This window comes from Streptococcus oralis ATCC 49296, assembly GCF_000185265.1.
GTDB classification, from domain to species: Bacteria; Bacillota; Bacilli; order Lactobacillales; family Streptococcaceae; genus Streptococcus; species Streptococcus oralis_BC.
Map to the genome: position 1 here is coordinate 1459770 of NZ_GL622183.1, position 19023 is coordinate 1478792.

Here is a 19023-nt window from a genome sequence, read left to right on the forward strand (position 1 = left end):
TTATGGACATTTATATTAAGAAAGCTATTATCCATCAGTTCAGCCCAGATGATACCGAGCTGTTCCTAGCGGATAAATTTCTCAATATCACTCCAAAAATCGAGGAATATCTGCGTAAAAAGATTGAACGTGTATATTCAGATGAAGCAAAGACTGGGATTTTCGAAGAAGAAAATCCCTTCTTCAATCACATCACAGATGATTTGTTGGAGACATCAGTAACACTGGCTAATCTCTGGAAAGAGGAGTTTAGCATTTCTGAAAATCTCAAGACCAATGACTTGGTTTTTGTTCAGTTTTCTAAAGAAGGTGTAGAGCATTTCGCTTTCTTGCGAATCGCCCTGCGGGAAACCTTGACCCACCTCGGTGGAGAAGTTGATAATCCAATCAAGCTAACTCAGAATAACCTTCCTGGATTTGGAACGGGGGCTGATGAGGCTTTGGTGGTCAATCTTCAAAGTCGCAAGTACCATCTCATCGAAAAACGCATCAAGTATAATGGGACTTTCTTGAATTATTTTTCAGAAAATCTCCTAGCTGTTGCTCCCAAGATTTCACCAAAGAAATCCATCAAGGAATTGGAAAAAACGGCTCAGAGAATTGCAGAGTCCTTTAACACAGATGATTTTCAATTCCAATCCAAGGTCAAATCAGCGATTTTCAACAATCTGGAAGAAAGCAATGAACTGTCACCTGAAAAATTGGCTAACGACCTTTTTGATAACAATCTGACAGCTCGTTTGAGCTTTATCGACCAGGTCAAGGAAGCTGTACCAGAACCAGTCCAGTTTGATGAAATTGATGCCAGTCGCCAATTAAAGAAATTTGAAAACCAAAAACTTTCCTTGTCAAATGGAATTGAGCTCATCGTTCCCAATAACGTCTATCAAGATGCGGAATCGGTCGAGTTTATCCAAAATGACAATGGCACCTATTCTATCTTAATCAAAAATATCGAGGATATTCAAAGTAAATAATGTTTAAATTTATAAGAAGAGTGCTTGTGCTAGCAGTCTTCCTTTTCGCAGGATATAAAGCTTATCATATCCATCAGGATGTTAAACAAGTCATGACCTACCAACCCATGGTTAGAGAAATCTTGAGTGAAAGAGATACCCCAGCCAATGAAGAGTTGGTGCTCGCCATGATTTATACCGAAACGAAGGGAAAAGAGCGGGATGTTATGCAGTCTAGTGAGTCTGCTAGTGGCGCTACCAATACCATCAAAGACGATGCCTCTAGTATTCGCCAAGGGATTCAGACTTTAACAGATAATCTCTATTTGGCACAGAGCAAAGGAGTAGATGTCTGGACCGCTGTTCAAGCCTATAATTTTGGGCCTGCCTATATCGACTTTATCGCTCAGAATGGTAAGGAAAATACTTTGGCCCTAGCCAAGCGTTACTCCCGAGAAACGGTCGCTCCAATCCTAGGTAATACTACAGGGAAGACCTACACCTATATCAACCCTATTTCTATCTTTCACGGAGCCGAACTCTATGAAAATGGTGGAAATTATTACTACTCGAGACAGGTTCGCTTTAATCTCTATATCATGAAATTCTTTAATTTCTTCTAAACATCTGGTTTGACCAGGTGTTTTTTCACTATAAGTTTTCTTTAAGATTGTTTTATTAACCTAGAAAGGTAAAGGAGGGAATATCCCATGAGAAAGAAATTCTTTCTAACAAGTGCTGCAGTATTGTGGGCCGCAACAGCTATGACGAGCGTCTACGCAGCGACCGATGTTCAAAAAGTAATCGATGAAACCTATGTACAACCAGAATATGTTCTAGGTTCTTCTCTATCTGAAGACCAGAAAAATCAAACTCTTAGCAAACTTGGCTATGATGCATCAAAAGACACCAAAGATATCAAAACTATGACACCTGATATCTATTCGAAAATCATGAATGTGGCTAATGATGCTAGCCTACAGCTCTATTCATCAGCCAAGATTCAAAAGCTAGGTGACAAATCATCTCTAGAAGTCAAGATTGAAACACCTGAAAATATCACCAAGGTGACGCAGGATATGTACCGTAACGCAGCAGTGACGCTGGGAGTGGAGCATGCTAAAATCACAGTTGCAGCACCCATTCCAGTTACAGGAGAGAGCGCCCTAGCTGGGATTTACTACTCGTTAGAGGCCAATGGTGCCAAAGTACCGCAAGCTAATAAAGACCTAGCCCAAGAAGAGCTAAAAGCCCTGTCGGATATCAATGCTGAAAACAAGGACAAGTCAGGCTACGATGCCAATAAACTCAATGTGGCTTTGGCAGATATCAAGGCAGGAATCGCAAAGGCAAAAGAAGCCAAAGGAAATCTGACAGAAGAAGATGTCCGCAAAATCGTTGAAGACACGCTAAAAAACTACAAACTTGATCAGGTTATAACAGGAAACCAGGTCAATATCATCATCAATTTTGCACTTAATCTCTCAAAGAGTGACATTTTGAACAATGCTGATTTCACTAAAACCCTAAAAGACCTCAAGGATAGCATTGTTTCCCAAGCTGGAGATAGCTTTAAAAATATCAATCTCAACTTTGATGCCAATAAAGCGCTAGAAGACGGGGGCAACTTCTTTAGTTCTCTTTGGCAAGCCATTGTCAACTTCTTCAAGAGTTTTGGTGCTTAGGTCATTTCATGATATAATAGATGGTAACAGAAATGTTGCCGTCTTTTTTGTCGGCCGATAGAAAGTGAAAAATATGTTAAAGAAAAATGATATTGTAGAAGTTGAAATTATTGATTTGACCCATGAAGGGGCAGGGGTTGCTAAGGTAGATGGTTTAGTTTTCTTTGTAGAAAATGCTCTACCAACTGAGAAAATCCTCATGCGAGTCCTTAAGGTCAATAAAAAGATTGGCTTTGGGAAAGTTGAAGAATACCTTGTTCGGTCACCTCATCGTAACCAAGATCTTGACCTAGCTTATCTGCGATCAGGTATCGCTGATTTGGGGCATCTTGCCTATTCAGAGCAGCTTAAGTTCAAAACCAAGCAAGTCAAAGACAGTCTCTACAAGATTGCTGGTATTACAGATGTAGAGGTTGCTGAAACACTTGGTATGGAGAATCCTGTCAAGTATCGAAATAAGGCACAGGTGCCCGTTCGTCGAGTAAATGGTGTCTTGGAAACGGGTTTTTTCCGTAAGAATTCGCATGACCTTATGCCTCTTGAAGATTTCTTTATCCAGGATCCTGTCATTGACCAAGTTGTAGTAGTTCTTCGAGATTTGCTTCGTCGTTTTGATTTGAAACCTTATGACGAAAAGGAACAGTCTGGCTTGATTCGAAATCTTGTAGTGCGACGTGGGCACTATTCAGGACAAATCATGGTCATTTTAGTAACAACTCGTCCGAAAATTTTCCGAGTGGAGCAGTTGATTGACCAACTAATCAAGCAGTTCCCAGAGATTGTCTCTGTCATGCAAAATATCAACGATCAGAATACCAATGCGATTTTTGGTAAGGAGTGGCGCACTCTTTATGGTCAAGACTATATTACGGACCAGATGTTTGGAAATGACTTCCAAATCGCTGGTCCAGCCTTTTACCAGGTCAATACTCAAATGGCAGAAAAACTTTATCAAACAGCTATTGACTTTGCGGAGTTAAGAGAAGATGATGTGGTGATTGACGCTTATTCTGGGATTGGAACGATTGGATTATCCGTTGCCAAGCATGTCAAGGAAGTCTACGGTGTTGAAATGATTCCAGAAGCAGTAGAGAATAGCCAGAAGAACGCTGCATTAAACAATATTACAAATGCCCACTATGTCTGTGATACTGCTGAAAATGCCATGAAGAATTGGCTCAAGGAAGGTATTCAACCAACCGTTATCTTGGTCGACCCACCACGCAAGGGCTTGACCGAGAGCTTTATCAAAGCAAGCGCCCAAACAGGAGCAGACCGCATTGCCTATATCTCCTGCAATGTCGCAACCATGGCGCGTGATATCAAACTCTACCAAGAGTTGGGATATGAATTGAAGAAAGTCCAACCGATGGATTTGTTTCCTCAAACGCACCATGTCGAGTGTGTAAGCTTGTTAGTGAAACGTAGTTAATCCTCTCACTTTTTCATTTTAGGACGAGATGCTTCAAAACTCCACTGGAGCCTTGAACATATATAAAAATAAAGTTATTGTGTGACTGAAATAATCAGGCACTTGGATAGAATAGAATCGAAAGGACTATTTGATGAAAAAACAACTGCAAATAATGGAAAAGGAACGTTTGGGAGCCTTTATTGACGCTGTGTTAGCCATCGTTATGACTATCTTGGTTTTGGAGCTGGAAAAGCCAAAAACCTTTGATTTACAAGGACTATGGGAGCTTAGAACAAATTTTCTTGCCTACGGTATTTCTTTCTTTTGGCTGGGAGCTATGTGGGTCAATATCCATTCTTCTTCGCATCTCATTAAAAAAGTTAGCCAAAAAACAGTCTGGGCAACCATTATTATGCTCTTTTTCTCCTCCCTTTTTCCCTATACCACTCAGCTCATAGCGACCCATTTCGACAATGGTAGCATGCAAGCATTCTATGGGGTAATCGTTCTACTCATTAGCTTTTCAGTATTATGGTATTACCGTACCTTGGATGAAGTGAATGATATAGCTGAGATGCATGCGTTAAGACGAGGACGAAAACGTTGGATACAATGGGATATTGGTATTAAAATGTTAGGGCTTATCTTGTCTCTGACAATCTTCCCAGCAGGAGTAGGACTGTCAGTCCTAGTAACACTTTTGTTTATTGTTATCCCGAGACAATTTAAAGTCTAATCATTTAATCAACTCATCTGTTTTATTCGGGACTTAGTTGACTGCTTCCGATTCTGAAAGTTTTGAATTTGTATTGATAAGCATTGCATTCAATACTTTTCTATAGGAATTCACTGAAACAACAGTCAAGACATATGATGTGTGTGACTCTGCTCGTCCGATATGAGACAGTCGAAAAGTAGAAGGGGATGGTATTGGTATCAATCAATGAGGAACGAAGTAACAGCATGATTCGAAACATTTGCTTGTAATTTGCGGAGGAACATCAATATGGATGGAATAACAAAAGATTCTATAAAAACGGCTAAATTAATAAAACAATTATGGCCCCAATTGACCGATAAAGAAGCTTTTGATGAAGTAAAAAAATATACGAATGGCAAAAATACTGCAATCTTTACTGAAGTTGAAGGTGACACAATTGTAGGTCTAGCACTATGTTCACTCAGATTTGATTATGTTGAAGGTTGTAAATATAGTCCTGTTGGATTCTTAGAAGGGATTATTGTCGATGAGGAATATCGTTTAAAGAATATTGCTAAAAATCTCTGTACAAAATGTGAGGAATGGGCGAAAAATAAAGGATGTAAGGAATTTGCAAGTGACTGTACTTTAACGAATACGGATTCTATAAGATTTCATCTCAATATTGGATTTCAGGAGGCAAATAGAATTATTCACTTTAAGAAGAAACTATAATTTAGAAACGTGAATAAACTTGTTTAAATTTTATGTCTCTTTAGAAAGTGTGTTAACTTGAAAGAACAAATTTTTTTGATGGGTGGGAATCCCCCAATAACGAAATATAGCATTGTTGATAAAATTGTATTATCAAGCAAGATTGAAAGAATTGTTATTTTTACAGTTTTTCGAGATAATTGGCAACCCTATATGAAAAAGTACACGGAAGTTTTCCAAAGTCAATTTCCTAATCTAAACACTGATTACTTACTTTTGGACACTGAGCAGATTGATTTTGATAGCTATTTAGATGCTGATCTAATCATCATTGGTGGAGGAAATACGGAAAAATATATAGCTACTTATGTCAATCAGGAGTTCAAAAATTATATCGATCATATGCTTAATAAAGGGGCAAAAGTTATAGGGTTTTCTGCAGGAGCCCTATTATTAGGAGAAAAAGTCTATGTCTCACCTAATGATAATTCAGATCATCAGATAAAGATAAAAAATGGATTAGGACTCTTTAGTCAGTTTTTAATTAGTGTCCATTATGATTCCTGGAATGATAAAGCTAATAAGGATAGAGCAGAAGAACTTGTCAGTGTTCCCATAATTCCACTAAATGATCATTCCTGTCTTGTATTGGATAGACTTGGAAACATTATTGAGAAAATTGACTAGTTTTAATCATGCGAATCTGAATCTACGAAACTAAAGTATTGACGAAATGAATAGTGAAAAGCCTTGATTGTAAGGCTTTTTTGTGTTTTTATGATAGAATATAGGTAGTTATAATCGATAGCAACTAAGAAGCAGTAAAAATATTATTCATAAAATAATCAAGATTAGGGAGAAAAAAATGACAGAAATTGATAAAAGGAATTTAAAAAATTATCTTTGTTTTACATTTGGAATTACTTATATATCTTGGGGGCTTCTTGCCATATTTACACAATCTTATATTTTGGGATTAGAGACATTTATAGGAAGAATATTACATATAGTTGGTGCACTTGGACCAGCTATTGCAAGTGGCTTTTATTTAAAAAGTAATAATATAAAATTTAAACATTTTTTATTTAATAAGTTAGAAAATAGCAGTATTTATTTCATTTATCATATGTTAGCAATTTTGATACTATTTTCTGTATCTTCCTTAGAATTAAATGAAGTATCAATTTATCTGATGCCATTATTCTTTATACAACTAATTTTTTTTGGTGGCGGACATGAAGAATTAGGATGGAGAGGAATATTACAACCATTACTTGATAAAAAATATACATATTGGCAATCTAATTTGATTGTAGGATCAATTTGGGGAATATGGCATCTACCTTTATGGTTTATAGTTGGAGAAAGTCATCAAGGATTTCCTTTTATTTTATTTTTTATATATACATTATTTTTAAGTTTTGTTTTAGGGCTTCTTTATCGTCAAACGAAATCTGTGGGATACTGTCTATTATTTCATGCGTTCGCAAATTTGTTAAATCTTTATTTTGTGTTAAAAATTAATCTTATTTTTATTATCATTTTTATTGGTTATTTGATTTATACTATATTGGCTAGTAATAGAATTAGTAATGAAACAACATTTTAAAATTTAGATCAGGATATCCATTATTGAAAGTAACGTATGGTCATTTTAGATAATCAATGTTAGAGACTTTTCTATTTGATGAGGCATCACTGCTTGTTCAAACTGATTTAACAAGTATTTATCTAGTGAAAGTCCTACAGCAAGGAGTTTAAACATGAAATTCCATGAATTTGGTGATAAGAATTTGCCTCCTATTATACTGATACATGGTGGTGGCAGTTCTTGGTGGAATTATCTTCGTCAAGCACGAATCTTGTCAAAAGAATACCGTATTATTCTACCAACTTTGAATGGCCACGGCGAGGAATATCAACTTGATTATGTTTCTACTGAAGATTCTGCTTTGGAGATTCTAGACTATATCAAAGCAAACTGTGGTGGGAAATTGTTTGCAATCGGTGGTGTTTCACTTGGTGGTCAAATTGCAATGGAGCTTTTGTCTTTAGACAGTGAAATTGCTGAGAAGGCCATCATAGATGGAAGCCTCTGTATTCCTCAACCAAGGTTAGCTAAAATCAGCATCTTTCTAGTGTCTCTATTTGGTAAGTTGATGTTCAATAAATTCTCTTGTAAACTTCAGTTAAGCATGATGAACAAACTCTATCCTAAACTGGCTTATCCAGAGGAAATAAAAGCTTATTATTTAGAAGATTTGGCAAGGACGCCTGTCAAAACATTGGTGACCATTTACAAAACCTATATGGGGCGTTACAAGCTCAAGAACACGATTTCTGCAAGCAAGGCGCAGGTTCTTTATATTTATGGTGAAAAAGAATTGAACTGTGTGAAAGCATCAGCGAAATTATTTCATCAGCTACATTCAAATACAATTTTGTATGAAGCAAAGGGCTATAACCACGGCTATTTATCAGCTTACCTGTCTTATGAGTGGATTGATTTGGTAGTGCCATTTTTAAAGAGTGATTCATTAGAAATGTGTAACGAATCTGATATGCCATAAGAAGGAATACCATGCTAGGAGCAATTATTGGAGATATTGTAGGTTCAGTTTACGAATGGAACAATATCAAAACGAAGGATTTTCCATTATTTCGTGAGGATTGTTTTTTCACGGATGATACGGTAAGTCCGAACAGCTGAATGTGTGAGTTTGTTAGTGAAACGTTGCTAATCCTCAAAATAAAGAAACCCAAATTCCATTATTTAGAAATGAAAACCTAAACTGTTTTTAAAGAGGTAAAATATTGATAGAGAACAGACCTGAGCTTGAAAAAATCACATCCTTTGATGAGTTTAATAAATATTATTGGTATCGTGATGAACTTTCACAGATATGCAAGTCATTAGAACTTGAATATAGAGGTACAAAACAAGAACTCAATCATATCATTGAGCAGTACTTTAAGGGGAATTTGATTAAAAAATCATCAGTAAAAAGGAAAAAGAAACGAGTAGAAGTCGTTACCTTAGATACGCCCTTACTTGAATGTGGATTCTCCTTTAATGCAAGCTTTAGAGAATATTTCTCAACTTTAACAGATGTTTCGCCATTTAAATTTACTGCTGATATGGCTACAGCTTGGAGAAAAGTAAAAAGAGAAAATGATTTGAATTTTACAATCCAAGATATGCTAAAAGTTTATTATGGAAATTCAGATTATGCCAAGTATGACCATTCGGTTTGTCAATGGAACCAATTTTTAAAGGATTTCTGTGCAGACGAAAATAGTGGCAACTACTCGAATAAACTAAAAGTAGCTTCCATTCTTTGGAAAGAAGTTAGAAATTCAAGTAATGAAAAAATTTATTCAAAAAAACTTTTGACTGAATATGCTGATAAAATAGATGAGTATGACAAGTAGAAATGTCAGTCTAAACTAATAGTTTGTAAGGAGGAATACCATGCTAGGAGCAATAGTTGGAGATATTGTAGGTTCAGTTTACGAATGGAACAATATCAAAACGAAAGACTTTCCATTATTTCGTGAGAATTGTTTTTTCACTGATGATACGGTTATGACCTGTGCTGTTGCAGAAGCCATTATGAATGGCGGTCAGAAGGATGACTTTATTGACGCCATGAAAAAATATGGTAGGATGTATCCCGATGCAGGTTACGGTGCAAGATTTGGGAATTGGGTTGATGGCGACGATCGAGAACCTTATAATAGCTTTGGAAATGGCTCAGCAATGCGTGTTTCTCCATGTGCTTGGCTTATGGACTGCGGCTTTTGTGCAAGAACGGGTATGACACCATCAACTAGAAAGCTTGCACGACTTTCAGCAGAAGTCACCCATAATCATCCAGAAGGTATCAAAGGAGCCATGGCGACAACTGATGCTATCTTTCTGTGTCGTTATTACTTTGGAGGTTATTGCGGAGATTATGAGCAACCAATCAATGACAATCCTACAGAGTGCAAAAGACAGATCAAGGATTATATTGAGCAGGAATACGGCTACAATCTATCTCAAACTCTAGATGAAATTCGTCCTAACTATCGTTTCAATGAAACCTGTCAGGATACCGTACCCCAGGCCATTATAGCATTTCTAGAAAGTAGAGACTTCGAAGATGCTATAAGGAACGCCATTTCCCTTGGTGGGGATAGTGATACTCTTGCTGCCATCACAGGAAGTATCGCAGAGGCAGCCTATGGAATTCCTGATTGGATTAAGGAAAAGGCTTATTCCTACCTAGATGAGCCGTTAAAGGATGTCATTGAACGATGGGAGCTTTTCATAGCAGGAAAATGATGGTTTAGTTAAGTAGAAAGGTGTCACCTATGGAATTACTTGATGAGTATAAAAAAGAAAAAGTGATAGACGTTATCACAAATATTTTAACCGCTATTCACCTGAAAAAATACGAAGACATTATGAATTATGTCGACGAATCAGAGATTGACGATTTAAATGAATTTTTTGGTTATGTTGAAAAGACATTAGAATTAAATGATTTTGATACGATTGATGAGTATGGTGTGGAATGTCATTTCAATCCGCCTTATGAGTATTCTCAATTGGAGATTTATGATTATGATGACCAGACTGGGTTTGCTGTTGATTATGATTTGACTTCAAATTCTGAATTAGTAGATATGGTGTTGCAAGCAGAGTTTCTATATACCGATAATGGCTATACAGTAAGATTTCTTAATGTCGATCCTGGTTAGGAAAAGTTTAATAAGCAATATCCTTGATACACTATTTATACAGGCATTTAAGATTTTCTTGAATGTCTTTTTTGTATAAGAGTAAGATCAAAGCTTTTAAACTATCAAGTTTTCCTATCAATAGATCAATTGTCTTTAAATGCATTTTATGAATGAATCTAAATGGTTATAGAAAGTTATTTCTAGTATGTTCGTGCTATAATAGTTTTAGGCTTCATTTTTGGGAGAGGTAAATGAAAAAATATAAACATTTATTCTGGCTTTCTGGCTTGGTAATCTTATCAATTTCGCTGTTTTCATTGAATGCCTGTAGTTTGGGTGGCGAAACCATTCCCCAAAATAGAACAAAGGAACAGTACGAGTTTGAAAAAACGTTTGATTCCATGTTTAAATTTTTGGAACAAGAGCAGAAGGATTTTAATGGGCTGGAAGCTTATAAAAGTAGAGTCTATATAAAAAATGGTGACGAAGTCAAAAGATATGAAATTGACCTAGATATTACCAAGGCAGATGGTAAGGGTGACTATAGAATACAAATCGGAGAAAACAAAAAAACGGTTCCCGTTAGTTATTCTAATGGCAAGTTGCATTACGATTCGGAGATAGACCCTTTATTTGATGAAGAGATTCTTAACTTAGTTGTCAAAAGAGATGTTTTTGACTCCTTGAATGTAAAAAGAACGTTAAGAACCGGAACAACAGAGCTTAGTGAAATTATCTACCAGCCAGAAAATAACTCTGACCTCTTTCAGAAACTGAAAAGCAAATATGATCTACCAGAGGAAACAACGTGCCAAATTAGAATAGATTACTCAGATAAAACAAATTATGGGATTACAATACAGTTAACATCGAAAGAGATGTCTGTCAAAATTGGTTTAACTATTATTAAAAAACGAGGCTAACGATTTAGGAATGTTATTGAAAAGAGTTTTTTAACTCTGAGAAGGATTTAAAGGTGAGTATGAAAGTAAAATTTAAAGAAACGAATAAAGTATTTTTCAAAATAGTAGAAGTAGAGGGAGAAAAGTATATTCTAGATTTGACAACTGTTAGTCCCAAAGCCTATTTTTGGGGTTCTCTTCCCGATGAAATTACTGCAAAAATGCAAAAGTTAGATAAAAGAGATATGCGTTTTGAGAGTGTAGCTCCAACTATGAGTAAATCAATTGGGATTGCAATTGGTACAGCAATAGGGGGATCTGGCTATCGGCTTGTGACAAATTTTTTTAGAAACAATGGGATTAGTCACAACCTTCCTTTAAAGATAGGCTTATATGGCCTATTCATCTTCCTAGCTTATCTTGCTTTCTGGTTCATTGCCATAAGAGCTCGTCATAGCGTCCAAAAAAGACTTGAGAATAAAGTTTCAAACTATCAAATAACCTTTAAACCAGTTGGAAATAAACGTCAATTAAAACATTACAAACTTCTTCCTTTTATCCTGATTCCGACTCTTGGATGTTTTGCATTTTATCTATATACTGTTAATGGAACAGAGGGAGCCCTACTTGTTATTAATAGTATTCTATTGTTGGGATTTTTTACAGTGATTTTAGGAATGTCACCACTCCGAGAAAGTGTCGAAAAACAAGAACTTGTTTTTGAAAAGATCGAGAAGTTATAAATTAAGATGAAAGATGTTTTATGATCTTCTTATGCAGGTCATATGGTTCAATTCATCAAAAAATTAGGGAATTAATTAGAAAGTGTTTTAGTGGTCAATGACTCATTTAAAATGCAAAACTGCTCTCGTAATGCCACATTGTAATTTAGAAAAGGAGTAAAAATGAATTATTTAGAAATACGTAAGAAATATGCATTTTATAGAAAAGTCGTGATTGTTTTGGCTGTTCTTCTCAGTCTTTTTGTAGCTTTGATGGTGAAAGATAGGACTATTCAAACCCTTTGTATTTTATTCATAAATTTACTCTTATTTCTTTTCATTGCACTAATCAGAAGAGGGTATGTAAGGAGTGGTACTAAGTTACTGTATATGGACTTAGATTTACCATCTTGGAAGCAATACATTGAATTAAAGAAAGTTGCAAAAAGAGCTATTATAAAAATGGATGTGACACTAACATCTGTTGGGTATTCCTATATGATTGGTGATTTCGATGCTGCTATTAAGGAGGCTTCTGAAGCAATGACTGATCAAAAACTGAAGCCGAAATACAGGGATTTCTTTGAGAGTTACCTCGTTCGCTCGACAGTTCTTGCAAATCCAAATCTGACCAGGGACCAGCTTGATCTTATACTAAACAAAATGTCCATCTCAGATTCCTCTCTAGCTGAGAAAACAAAAAGCGTTAGTATTGCGCTTTACGATTTAACAATTGCTCATCAATCCAATGATTACTTTGAAGACTTGGAAAACGAATTTAAATATCAACAATTGGAAATCACTTACTATCAAGCTTTGAACTCTAAATTAAAAGGAGGTATGACTAGGGCGAATGAATTGTTTAGAAAACTCGCTCAAGAGGATGAACAGCTCTATATCGTACGGAAGTCTAAAGGATTTTTAAATAGTGAATCTATTAATTAGCGATGAATAAGTACAGAAAAGGATAAAAAGGATTAAGTGTGAAATCAAATAAATTATTGCTAATAAACGGAGTTATTTCTTTAATTGGAGCTTTAACGATTACTTACCTTTCTTCTAAAATGTGGAAATTTGAAATCATTTACTGGGTGATACCTAAGCTTGTTAGACTTTCTAGTTGGGATGGAATCTACTTTTCAACTTGTTTAATATTGCTGTTTTTTGGTTTTGTAGCATTCCTTCTTCATGATGAGGAATCAAAAGTCAATAAGAAGACTTATCAGTTTCTTTTGATTGCATCGATTATTGGTTTTATTCCGATATTAGCTGGATTTTCCAGTGTGTTCGCATTTGTTTCAGCTATTTTATACTTAATGGATTATATAAAATTGTCGAAAAAGTAAAGTAGTGAATTGCTAACAATAAGTATTTATTCTTGTTTAGGTTGAGGTTAGTGCTTGATACATTAACGTCTCTATTCTAGTTAGTGGTCCGATTTCCAAGCATTTGGATGGCGTTTCCATAACTCAAGTGATATAATTAGTTACTAGAATTTTTGTAACTTTTAAAGGAGTATTATTAATGAAAAAAGCAATGTTGATTATCAACCCTACCTCTGGTGGGGAAAAGGCTTTGGATTATAAGGTCAAGCTGGAGAATAAAGCAAAAGATTATTTTGAGCATGTGGAAACCAAAATTACCGAAAAAGCACTGGATGCAACACTCTTTGCTGAGGAAGCGTCTCGTGAGCAGTACGATGCAGTGGTTGTTTTTGGTGGAGACGGGACTGTCAATGAAGTCATTTCGGGTATTGCTGAGAGAGACTACATTCCTAAGTTAGGGATTATCCCAGGCGGTACAGGTAACCTCATTACGAAACTGTTGGAAATCAATCAAGACATCGATGGTGCGATTGATGAACTTGATTTTAACTTAACCAACAAGATTGATATCGGTAAAGCAAATGATAACTATTTTGGTTATATCTTTAGTATCGGTTCTCTGCCTGAGGCGATTCACAATGTGGAAATCGAGGACAAGACAAAATTTGGTATTTTAGCCTATGCTGTAAATACCATGAAGTCTGTGATGACGGATCAGGTCTTTAACATTAAGATTGAGACAGAAAATGGAAATTATGATGGTGAAGCGAGCCATGTTTTGGTTCTCTTGACCAATTACTTCGCTGATAAGAAAATCTTTGAAGAAAACAAGGATGGCTATGCTAATATTTTGATTCTAAAAGATGCTTCTATATTCTCTAAATTATCCGTTATTCCTGATTTACTAAAAGGAGATGTTGTCGGAAATGATAATATTGAGTATATCAGAGCGCGCAATATTAAGATCTCTTCAGATAGTGAATTGGAGTCAGATGTTGACGGCGATAAGTCGGATAACCTACCTGTAGAAATCAAGGTACTAGGCCAGCATATTGAAGTCTTTTCACAACCGAAAGAGTAGAAGATAGAAACAAGTTTGTCTTTCACTGAGAAATAAAGTTTTATATCAATGATTGGAGGAGGAATGAATTCTCTATTTGATGAATTTCGAACAATTTGTTCACATTTAAACCAAGTCGGAATCACTCCGACGCTCATGGGGTCTTTGGGGTTTGAATACCGTTCAAATGAAGAATGGCAGCCGTCTGACATTGACATTCATGTCTCTGGAGATCCTAGAGGCTGGGAAGCACCTGATCATCTCAGGATTTATGACTGGGACAAGATAATGAAAGTGATGAACCACTTAGGCTATACCTTGGTAGATATTCACGAGCACGAATTCCAAAAAGATGATGTGAGCGTTGAATTTGGAAGTATCGATTCCTTACCTGATTTTGCAGGAGTATCTGAATCAGATATAGAGCTTATTCATCGCGAGGACATCACTTTTCGTGTTCCAAGTTTAGAACAGTATTTCAGTATATACAAGGCTTCTTCCCAAGATTCCTATCGAAATGACCACAATAACAATAAGGATTTTAAAAAGATAGAGTGGCTGGAAAGACATTTGTAAATCATCAATCAGAAAGTAGTAGGTATTAAGACTTACTGCTTTTTTATTCTCAAAACAATCCACTCGAAACTATGGACAAGTCTTGAAAATAAAATTTTAAAGTAGTATACTAGAATTACAACTATGAAAACGTTTGCTTCACAGATGAATGAAAGTAAACTAGGAGACAGATACAATGGAATTAGCAGCCATTTACCATAGACCAGAGTCGGAGTATGCCTATCTTTATAATGATAAGACAATGCACATCCGTATCCGGACCAAGAAAGATGATATCGAAAGCATCAACTTACATTATGGAGATCCTTTTATCTTTATAGAGGACCGTTATGAAGCAATCAAGGAAATGACCAAAATTACCTCCGATGCTTTGTTTGATTACTGGAAAGTGGAGGTTACGGTCGGCTATGCACGACTCCAGTATCTCTTTGAACTCAAGGATAAGCAAGGTCAGAGCATCTTATATGGCGATAAGGGATGTGTTGCAAACACGCTAGAAAACCTTCATTATGAAGGAAATGGCTTTAAAATTCCGTATATCCATGAGATTGATGCTTGTCATGTTCCTGACTGGGTAGCAAAGACGGTATGGTACCAGATTTTCCCAGAACGCTTTGCTAATGGCAATCCGGAGATTTCTCCAGAAGGGGCTCTGGCTTGGGATTCATCTATCAAACCAAAATCGAGTGATTTCTTTGGTGGTGATTTACAAGGTATCATTGACCATCTGGATTACTTGCAAGACTTAGGGGTCACAGGTCTTTATCTCTGTCCGATTTTTGAATCCCCAAGCAATCACAAGTACAATACGACGGATTATTTCGAAATCGACCGTCATTTTGGAGACAAGGAAACTTTCCATCAACTGGTGGAGCAAGCCCATCGGAGAGGCATGAAAATCATGCTGGACGCTGTTTTTAACCATATTGGGGATCAATCTCCACAGTGGCAGGATGTTCTCAAACATGGTGAAGAGTCAGTATATAAAGACTGGTTCCATGTTCAAGAATTCCCCGTGACAAAGGACAAGCTGGGGAACCCAAGAAAGCTCCCTTATCATACCTTTGCTTTTGCCAGTTATATGCCCAAGCTCAATACGGCAAATCCTCAAGTGAGGGACTATTTGCTAAGAGTTGCAACCTACTGGATTGAAGAGTTTGATATCGATGCTTGGCGCTTGGATGTGGCCAATGAAGTCGATCACCAATTTTGGCGAGATTTCCGTAAGGCTGTCTTGGCTATAAAACCTGACCTTTATATTCTTGGAGAGGTCTGGCACACTTCACATCCTTGGCTAAATGGCGATGAATTACACGCAGTCATGAACTATCCTCTCTCCGACAGCATCAAGGATTATTTCTTGCGAGGGACTAAGAAGACACCTCAATTTATTGATGAAATCAATAGCCAATCAATGTACTATAGACAACAGATTTCGGAAGTGATGTTCAATCTTTTGGATTCGCACGATACGGAGCGGATTTTGGCTACTGCTAAGGGAGATCCCCAACTTGTTAAGTCTGCCCTTGCTTGTCTCTTTTTACAAAGAGGGACACCGTGTTTCTACTATGGAACGGAGTTGGAGTTAGATGGAGGACCAGATCCAGATTGTCGTCGTGTCATGCCTTGGGAACGTGTTTCAGACAGTAATGACATGCTTAATTTTATGAAGAAATTGATTCAGCTTCGTAAGGATGCTTCAGGCATTATCCAACATGGCAGCTATAGTCTGCAAGAAATCAAGCCAGATGTGGTATCTCTGGCATGGAATAATGATGGACAAAAACTCCAAGCTATTTTTAACCAATCATCTGAAAACTATCTTGTAGACCGTGATTCTGTAGCGCTAGCCAGTCATTGCGAAAAACTAGACCAGCAACTTGTAATATTGCCTAAAGGTTTCGTGATTTTTTACTAGGGAGAAATTAATAGTGAAAAGAAAATTCTAGTATAGAAAGCATTTTACAAACAGACTATTTGGTGTCTTGCTACAACTGATATATAATTTAACTTAGAGAGAATAGGAGGATTAATCAGATGGAATTAAAAGATTTTACAGAAAAAGAACAGGAAATGATTAAGAAAGGGCTGACTACGTCTAAGATTGGTGACAAGGAAACTGCTGAGAAAATTCTTGCGCTTGTCCCACAAGACTTGATTAAGCGCATCCCTTTTTTTGTCAGAAAACACGCTACAACTCGAACAATAAAGCGTATTTCTATCGAACATCCAGAGCTCTACGCAGTTGCCAAGAGAAGTGGTGAAATTCCTGAAAAGGAACAAGAAGAATTGCGTCAGATTATCACGACTATCTTTGAACAAAAGATGAATAAGCATAGTATTAATTAGAGAATGAAAATATATTTTATTGGCGGTTTGGGAAGTAATGTCTGTCATAGCAAGGATTTTCTTCAAGAGCTAGACTCGATTGCTTGTTTTATAAATCCATATGAAAAGTATTTTAGAGATGAAATAGAGTTGAAATCATGGTTTAAAAAGGAGATAGTTGGGGAAGAATCTATCTGTCTGATAGGCCATTCTCTCGGAGGAGATTTGGCTCGTTATTTCGCATCGGAATTTCAAGAAGTGAAAAAACTGATTCTTTTGGATGGTGGCTATTTAGATTTAGATAAGATTTTACCTTTAGATACAGAGTTAGAGGAAGCTAAAAACTATATCGAATCTCAAGTCGTTTCGGACTTAAATCTTCTTATCTCTAAAGAAAAATCTGAAGCAAAGCATTGGTCAAAAAATATGGAAGAAGCTGTAAGACATTCCTATCATTGGAATGTGCAGTATAATAGATATGAGTTAGCTATAAATTATGAAAATATAGAAACGTTACTACAGCTACGGAGAAAAATGCAAGCGTTTAAGAGAAAAGTGGGAAATACCTTGTTTATTAGTCCTCGATATCCTAATGAAGTAGCATGGAGAGAAGAGGCTCTAAAAGAATTGCCAGACTATTTCGATACTATTTTTCTAGATAACTTTGATCATGAGCTTTATACTCAAGCACCTAAAGAAATTGCTTCTTTGATTAATGAGTGGCTCTCTTATTCTTAGCGAACGATTGATTGAACTATGATAATTAATATAAGATTACAGTCTACTCAGATTCAATAAAAATCGTACACCTGATGATTTGTCTGGTGAAGAAAATATTCCACAGAATAGTCAGACGGAATAGATAGAAATTGGTTATAGAATTTGTAAGCATAATAGATTTTAAACGTTAAGATGGAGGACTAAAGAGATGGGAAAAATTGAATGGGAAAATGCAAAGACTCGTTTAGATGGCTTGCTTGTCATTGATGAGTATCGAACAGATCCAAACAAGACCTGGCTTCGATTGATTGTTAAGACTGAGGAAAGCTACGGAGTCCGTTACCTTATCGACAACGGTTCTGGTGATTCTCTAGATGTGATCTTCACTGATAAAATGATCCTTATAAAGGGCTTTGATCATGAAAGCAGTTTGAGTCAATTTGCTGCGGATGAATGGAATCAAGACATCATAGACGGATTTTATAAAGGACTGGATGAAAAGTATCAAAATCTTTACTCAGAAGAGCAAAAAGATGAAACAACTTTCTTTATCTGGTATGACGGTCAAGAGCATCAAAATACCTACCAAGAGCAGGACGGTGGCGAATGGTTGTTATCCTATTTCTTTGACAGTTTTGAGAAATTTCATGAGTTTGTGACGGATTACTATTCAATTACCGTAGATGAGGACTTACTTAGAAAACTTTACAATCAAGGACAGCTTTCAGAAGTAGAATTGGAGCAGTTGATTCCTACTTCCTAGCTGGAAATATTTATGAAATCTGATGAAAAGAACTGATTTTCAATATCAAGTTATACTTTAAGATTATTGAAGCTGTAATGTCTGTAGTTCCTTTTTTCTTATATTAATGACAGTTTAAAACGATTTCCTCTTATAGTTCAATAGAATTTGACGAACAAAAAAAGAAATTCTTTAAAAAAGTTTCACAAAATCCTTTACAAGCTCTTGTAAACATGATATAGTTATAAGGCTTAGAAAATGAGATGATGTTTTCTAGCAAATATAAACCCGAGTAAAAAATGCCTACGGACAGGCAGGGTTGAATGCCGAAGCGTGGTTAAAAAGCCACATTATTGATAGGGTTAAAAGCCTACTTTTATAAGTTGATGTTAGGACGTTTGTCCTAATTCATAAATTTTTAGTGTGGTGAAAGCACACGTCATCTTGTGAA

23 protein-coding genes are annotated in these 19023 nt (G+C 36.2%); all 23 read left to right on the plus strand.

Going from position 1 to position 19023, the window contains the following annotated elements; genetic code table 11:
• The first annotated feature begins 2 nt into the window (after positions 1-2).
• Positions 3-977, plus strand: coding sequence for a nucleoid-associated protein (locus HMPREF8578_RS09270; RefSeq protein ID WP_000356115.1), 975 nt, complete (start codon positions 3-5; stop codon positions 975-977).
• Complete coding sequence (locus HMPREF8578_RS09275) at positions 977-1579, plus strand: lysozyme family protein (RefSeq protein ID WP_002893258.1); 603 nt, start codon at positions 977-979, stop codon at positions 1577-1579. Before HMPREF8578_RS09270 ends, HMPREF8578_RS09275 begins: the two co-directional genes overlap by 1 nt.
• An 87-nt stretch (positions 1580-1666) precedes the next feature.
• Positions 1667-2641 (plus strand): DUF1002 domain-containing protein, encoded by a 975-nt coding sequence (locus HMPREF8578_RS09280; protein WP_001227382.1) that lies wholly within the window; start codon positions 1667-1669, stop codon positions 2639-2641.
• A 73-nt stretch (positions 2642-2714) separates the two neighbouring features.
• On the plus strand, positions 2715-4073 hold the full coding sequence (gene rlmD, locus HMPREF8578_RS09285) for a 23S rRNA (uracil(1939)-C(5))-methyltransferase RlmD (RefSeq protein WP_000914541.1): 1359 nt from the start codon (positions 2715-2717) through the stop codon (positions 4071-4073).
• Positions 4074-4227: 154 nt separating this feature from the next.
• Positions 4228-4791 carry a TMEM175 family protein gene (locus HMPREF8578_RS09290; RefSeq protein ID WP_025168840.1) on the plus strand — a complete coding sequence of 188 codons (564 nt, stop codon included), beginning with the start codon at positions 4228-4230 and terminating at the stop codon, positions 4789-4791.
• A 270-nt stretch (positions 4792-5061) separates the two neighbouring features.
• Positions 5062-5490, plus strand: coding sequence for an aminoglycoside 6'-N-acetyltransferase (gene aac(6'), locus HMPREF8578_RS09295; RefSeq protein ID WP_000348725.1), 429 nt, complete (start codon positions 5062-5064; stop codon positions 5488-5490).
• A 57-nt stretch (positions 5491-5547) separates the two neighbouring features.
• Entirely contained in the window at positions 5548-6156 is a 609-nt protein-coding gene (locus HMPREF8578_RS09300; RefSeq protein WP_000662942.1) for a Type 1 glutamine amidotransferase-like domain-containing protein, read from the plus strand.
• A 178-nt stretch (positions 6157-6334) separates the two neighbouring features.
• Positions 6335-7078: a CPBP family intramembrane glutamic endopeptidase gene (locus HMPREF8578_RS09305; protein WP_000134975.1), complete on the plus strand. Its 744-nt coding sequence runs from the start codon at positions 6335-6337 to the stop codon at positions 7076-7078.
• Between the two features lie 154 nt (positions 7079-7232).
• Positions 7233-8039: an alpha/beta hydrolase gene (locus HMPREF8578_RS09310; protein ID WP_000668457.1), complete on the plus strand. Its 807-nt coding sequence runs from the start codon at positions 7233-7235 to the stop codon at positions 8037-8039.
• 11 nt (positions 8040-8050) lie between these two features.
• Positions 8051-8179, plus strand: coding sequence for a hypothetical protein (locus tag HMPREF8578_RS12475; protein ID WP_000900002.1), 129 nt, complete (start codon positions 8051-8053; stop codon positions 8177-8179).
• Positions 8180-8283: 104 nt separating this feature from the next.
• Positions 8284-8901, plus strand: coding sequence for an SAP domain-containing protein (locus HMPREF8578_RS09315; protein WP_000572152.1), 618 nt, complete (start codon positions 8284-8286; stop codon positions 8899-8901).
• Between the two features lie 40 nt (positions 8902-8941).
• Positions 8942-9796, plus strand: a complete 855-nt coding sequence (locus tag HMPREF8578_RS09320) for an ADP-ribosylglycohydrolase family protein (RefSeq protein WP_000900073.1) — start codon at positions 8942-8944, stop codon at positions 9794-9796.
• A gap of 29 nt (positions 9797-9825) precedes the next feature.
• Positions 9826-10215: a DUF7668 domain-containing protein gene (locus HMPREF8578_RS09325; RefSeq protein WP_000421336.1), complete on the plus strand. Its 390-nt coding sequence runs from the start codon at positions 9826-9828 to the stop codon at positions 10213-10215.
• Between the two features lie 233 nt (positions 10216-10448).
• A complete protein-coding gene (locus HMPREF8578_RS09330) occupies positions 10449-11120 on the plus strand; it encodes a hypothetical protein (RefSeq protein WP_000760096.1) in 672 nt (223 codons plus the stop codon).
• 59 nt (positions 11121-11179) lie between these two features.
• The gene (locus HMPREF8578_RS09335) at positions 11180-11842 is read left to right on the plus strand and encodes a DUF443 domain-containing protein (protein ID WP_000865037.1); all 663 of its coding nucleotides are present in this window, start codon (positions 11180-11182) and stop codon (positions 11840-11842) included.
• A 162-nt stretch (positions 11843-12004) separates the two neighbouring features.
• The gene (locus HMPREF8578_RS09340; RefSeq protein WP_001108320.1) at positions 12005-12766 is read left to right on the plus strand and encodes a hypothetical protein; all 762 of its coding nucleotides are present in this window, start codon (positions 12005-12007) and stop codon (positions 12764-12766) included.
• 38 nt (positions 12767-12804) lie between these two features.
• On the plus strand, positions 12805-13167 hold the full coding sequence (locus HMPREF8578_RS09345) for a hypothetical protein (RefSeq protein ID WP_000841303.1): 363 nt from the start codon (positions 12805-12807) through the stop codon (positions 13165-13167).
• A 178-nt stretch (positions 13168-13345) separates the two neighbouring features.
• Complete coding sequence (locus tag HMPREF8578_RS09350; protein WP_000710096.1) at positions 13346-14227, plus strand: diacylglycerol/lipid kinase family protein; 882 nt, start codon at positions 13346-13348, stop codon at positions 14225-14227.
• A 63-nt stretch (positions 14228-14290) separates the two neighbouring features.
• Complete coding sequence (locus HMPREF8578_RS09355) at positions 14291-14782, plus strand: hypothetical protein (RefSeq protein WP_001086581.1); 492 nt, start codon at positions 14291-14293, stop codon at positions 14780-14782.
• Between the two features lie 175 nt (positions 14783-14957).
• A complete protein-coding gene (locus tag HMPREF8578_RS09360) occupies positions 14958-16700 on the plus strand; it encodes a glycoside hydrolase family 13 protein (protein WP_000417649.1) in 1743 nt (580 codons plus the stop codon).
• Positions 16701-16819: 119 nt separating this feature from the next.
• Entirely contained in the window at positions 16820-17131 is a 312-nt protein-coding gene (locus tag HMPREF8578_RS09365) for a hypothetical protein (protein WP_000420550.1), read from the plus strand.
• Positions 17132-17134: 3 nt separating this feature from the next.
• The gene (locus HMPREF8578_RS09370; RefSeq protein ID WP_000708293.1) at positions 17135-17848 is read left to right on the plus strand and encodes an alpha/beta fold hydrolase; all 714 of its coding nucleotides are present in this window, start codon (positions 17135-17137) and stop codon (positions 17846-17848) included.
• Positions 17849-18038: 190 nt separating this feature from the next.
• Positions 18039-18593: a hypothetical protein gene (locus tag HMPREF8578_RS09375; RefSeq protein ID WP_000515983.1), complete on the plus strand. Its 555-nt coding sequence runs from the start codon at positions 18039-18041 to the stop codon at positions 18591-18593.
• The last annotated feature ends 430 nt before the right edge of the window (positions 18594-19023 follow it).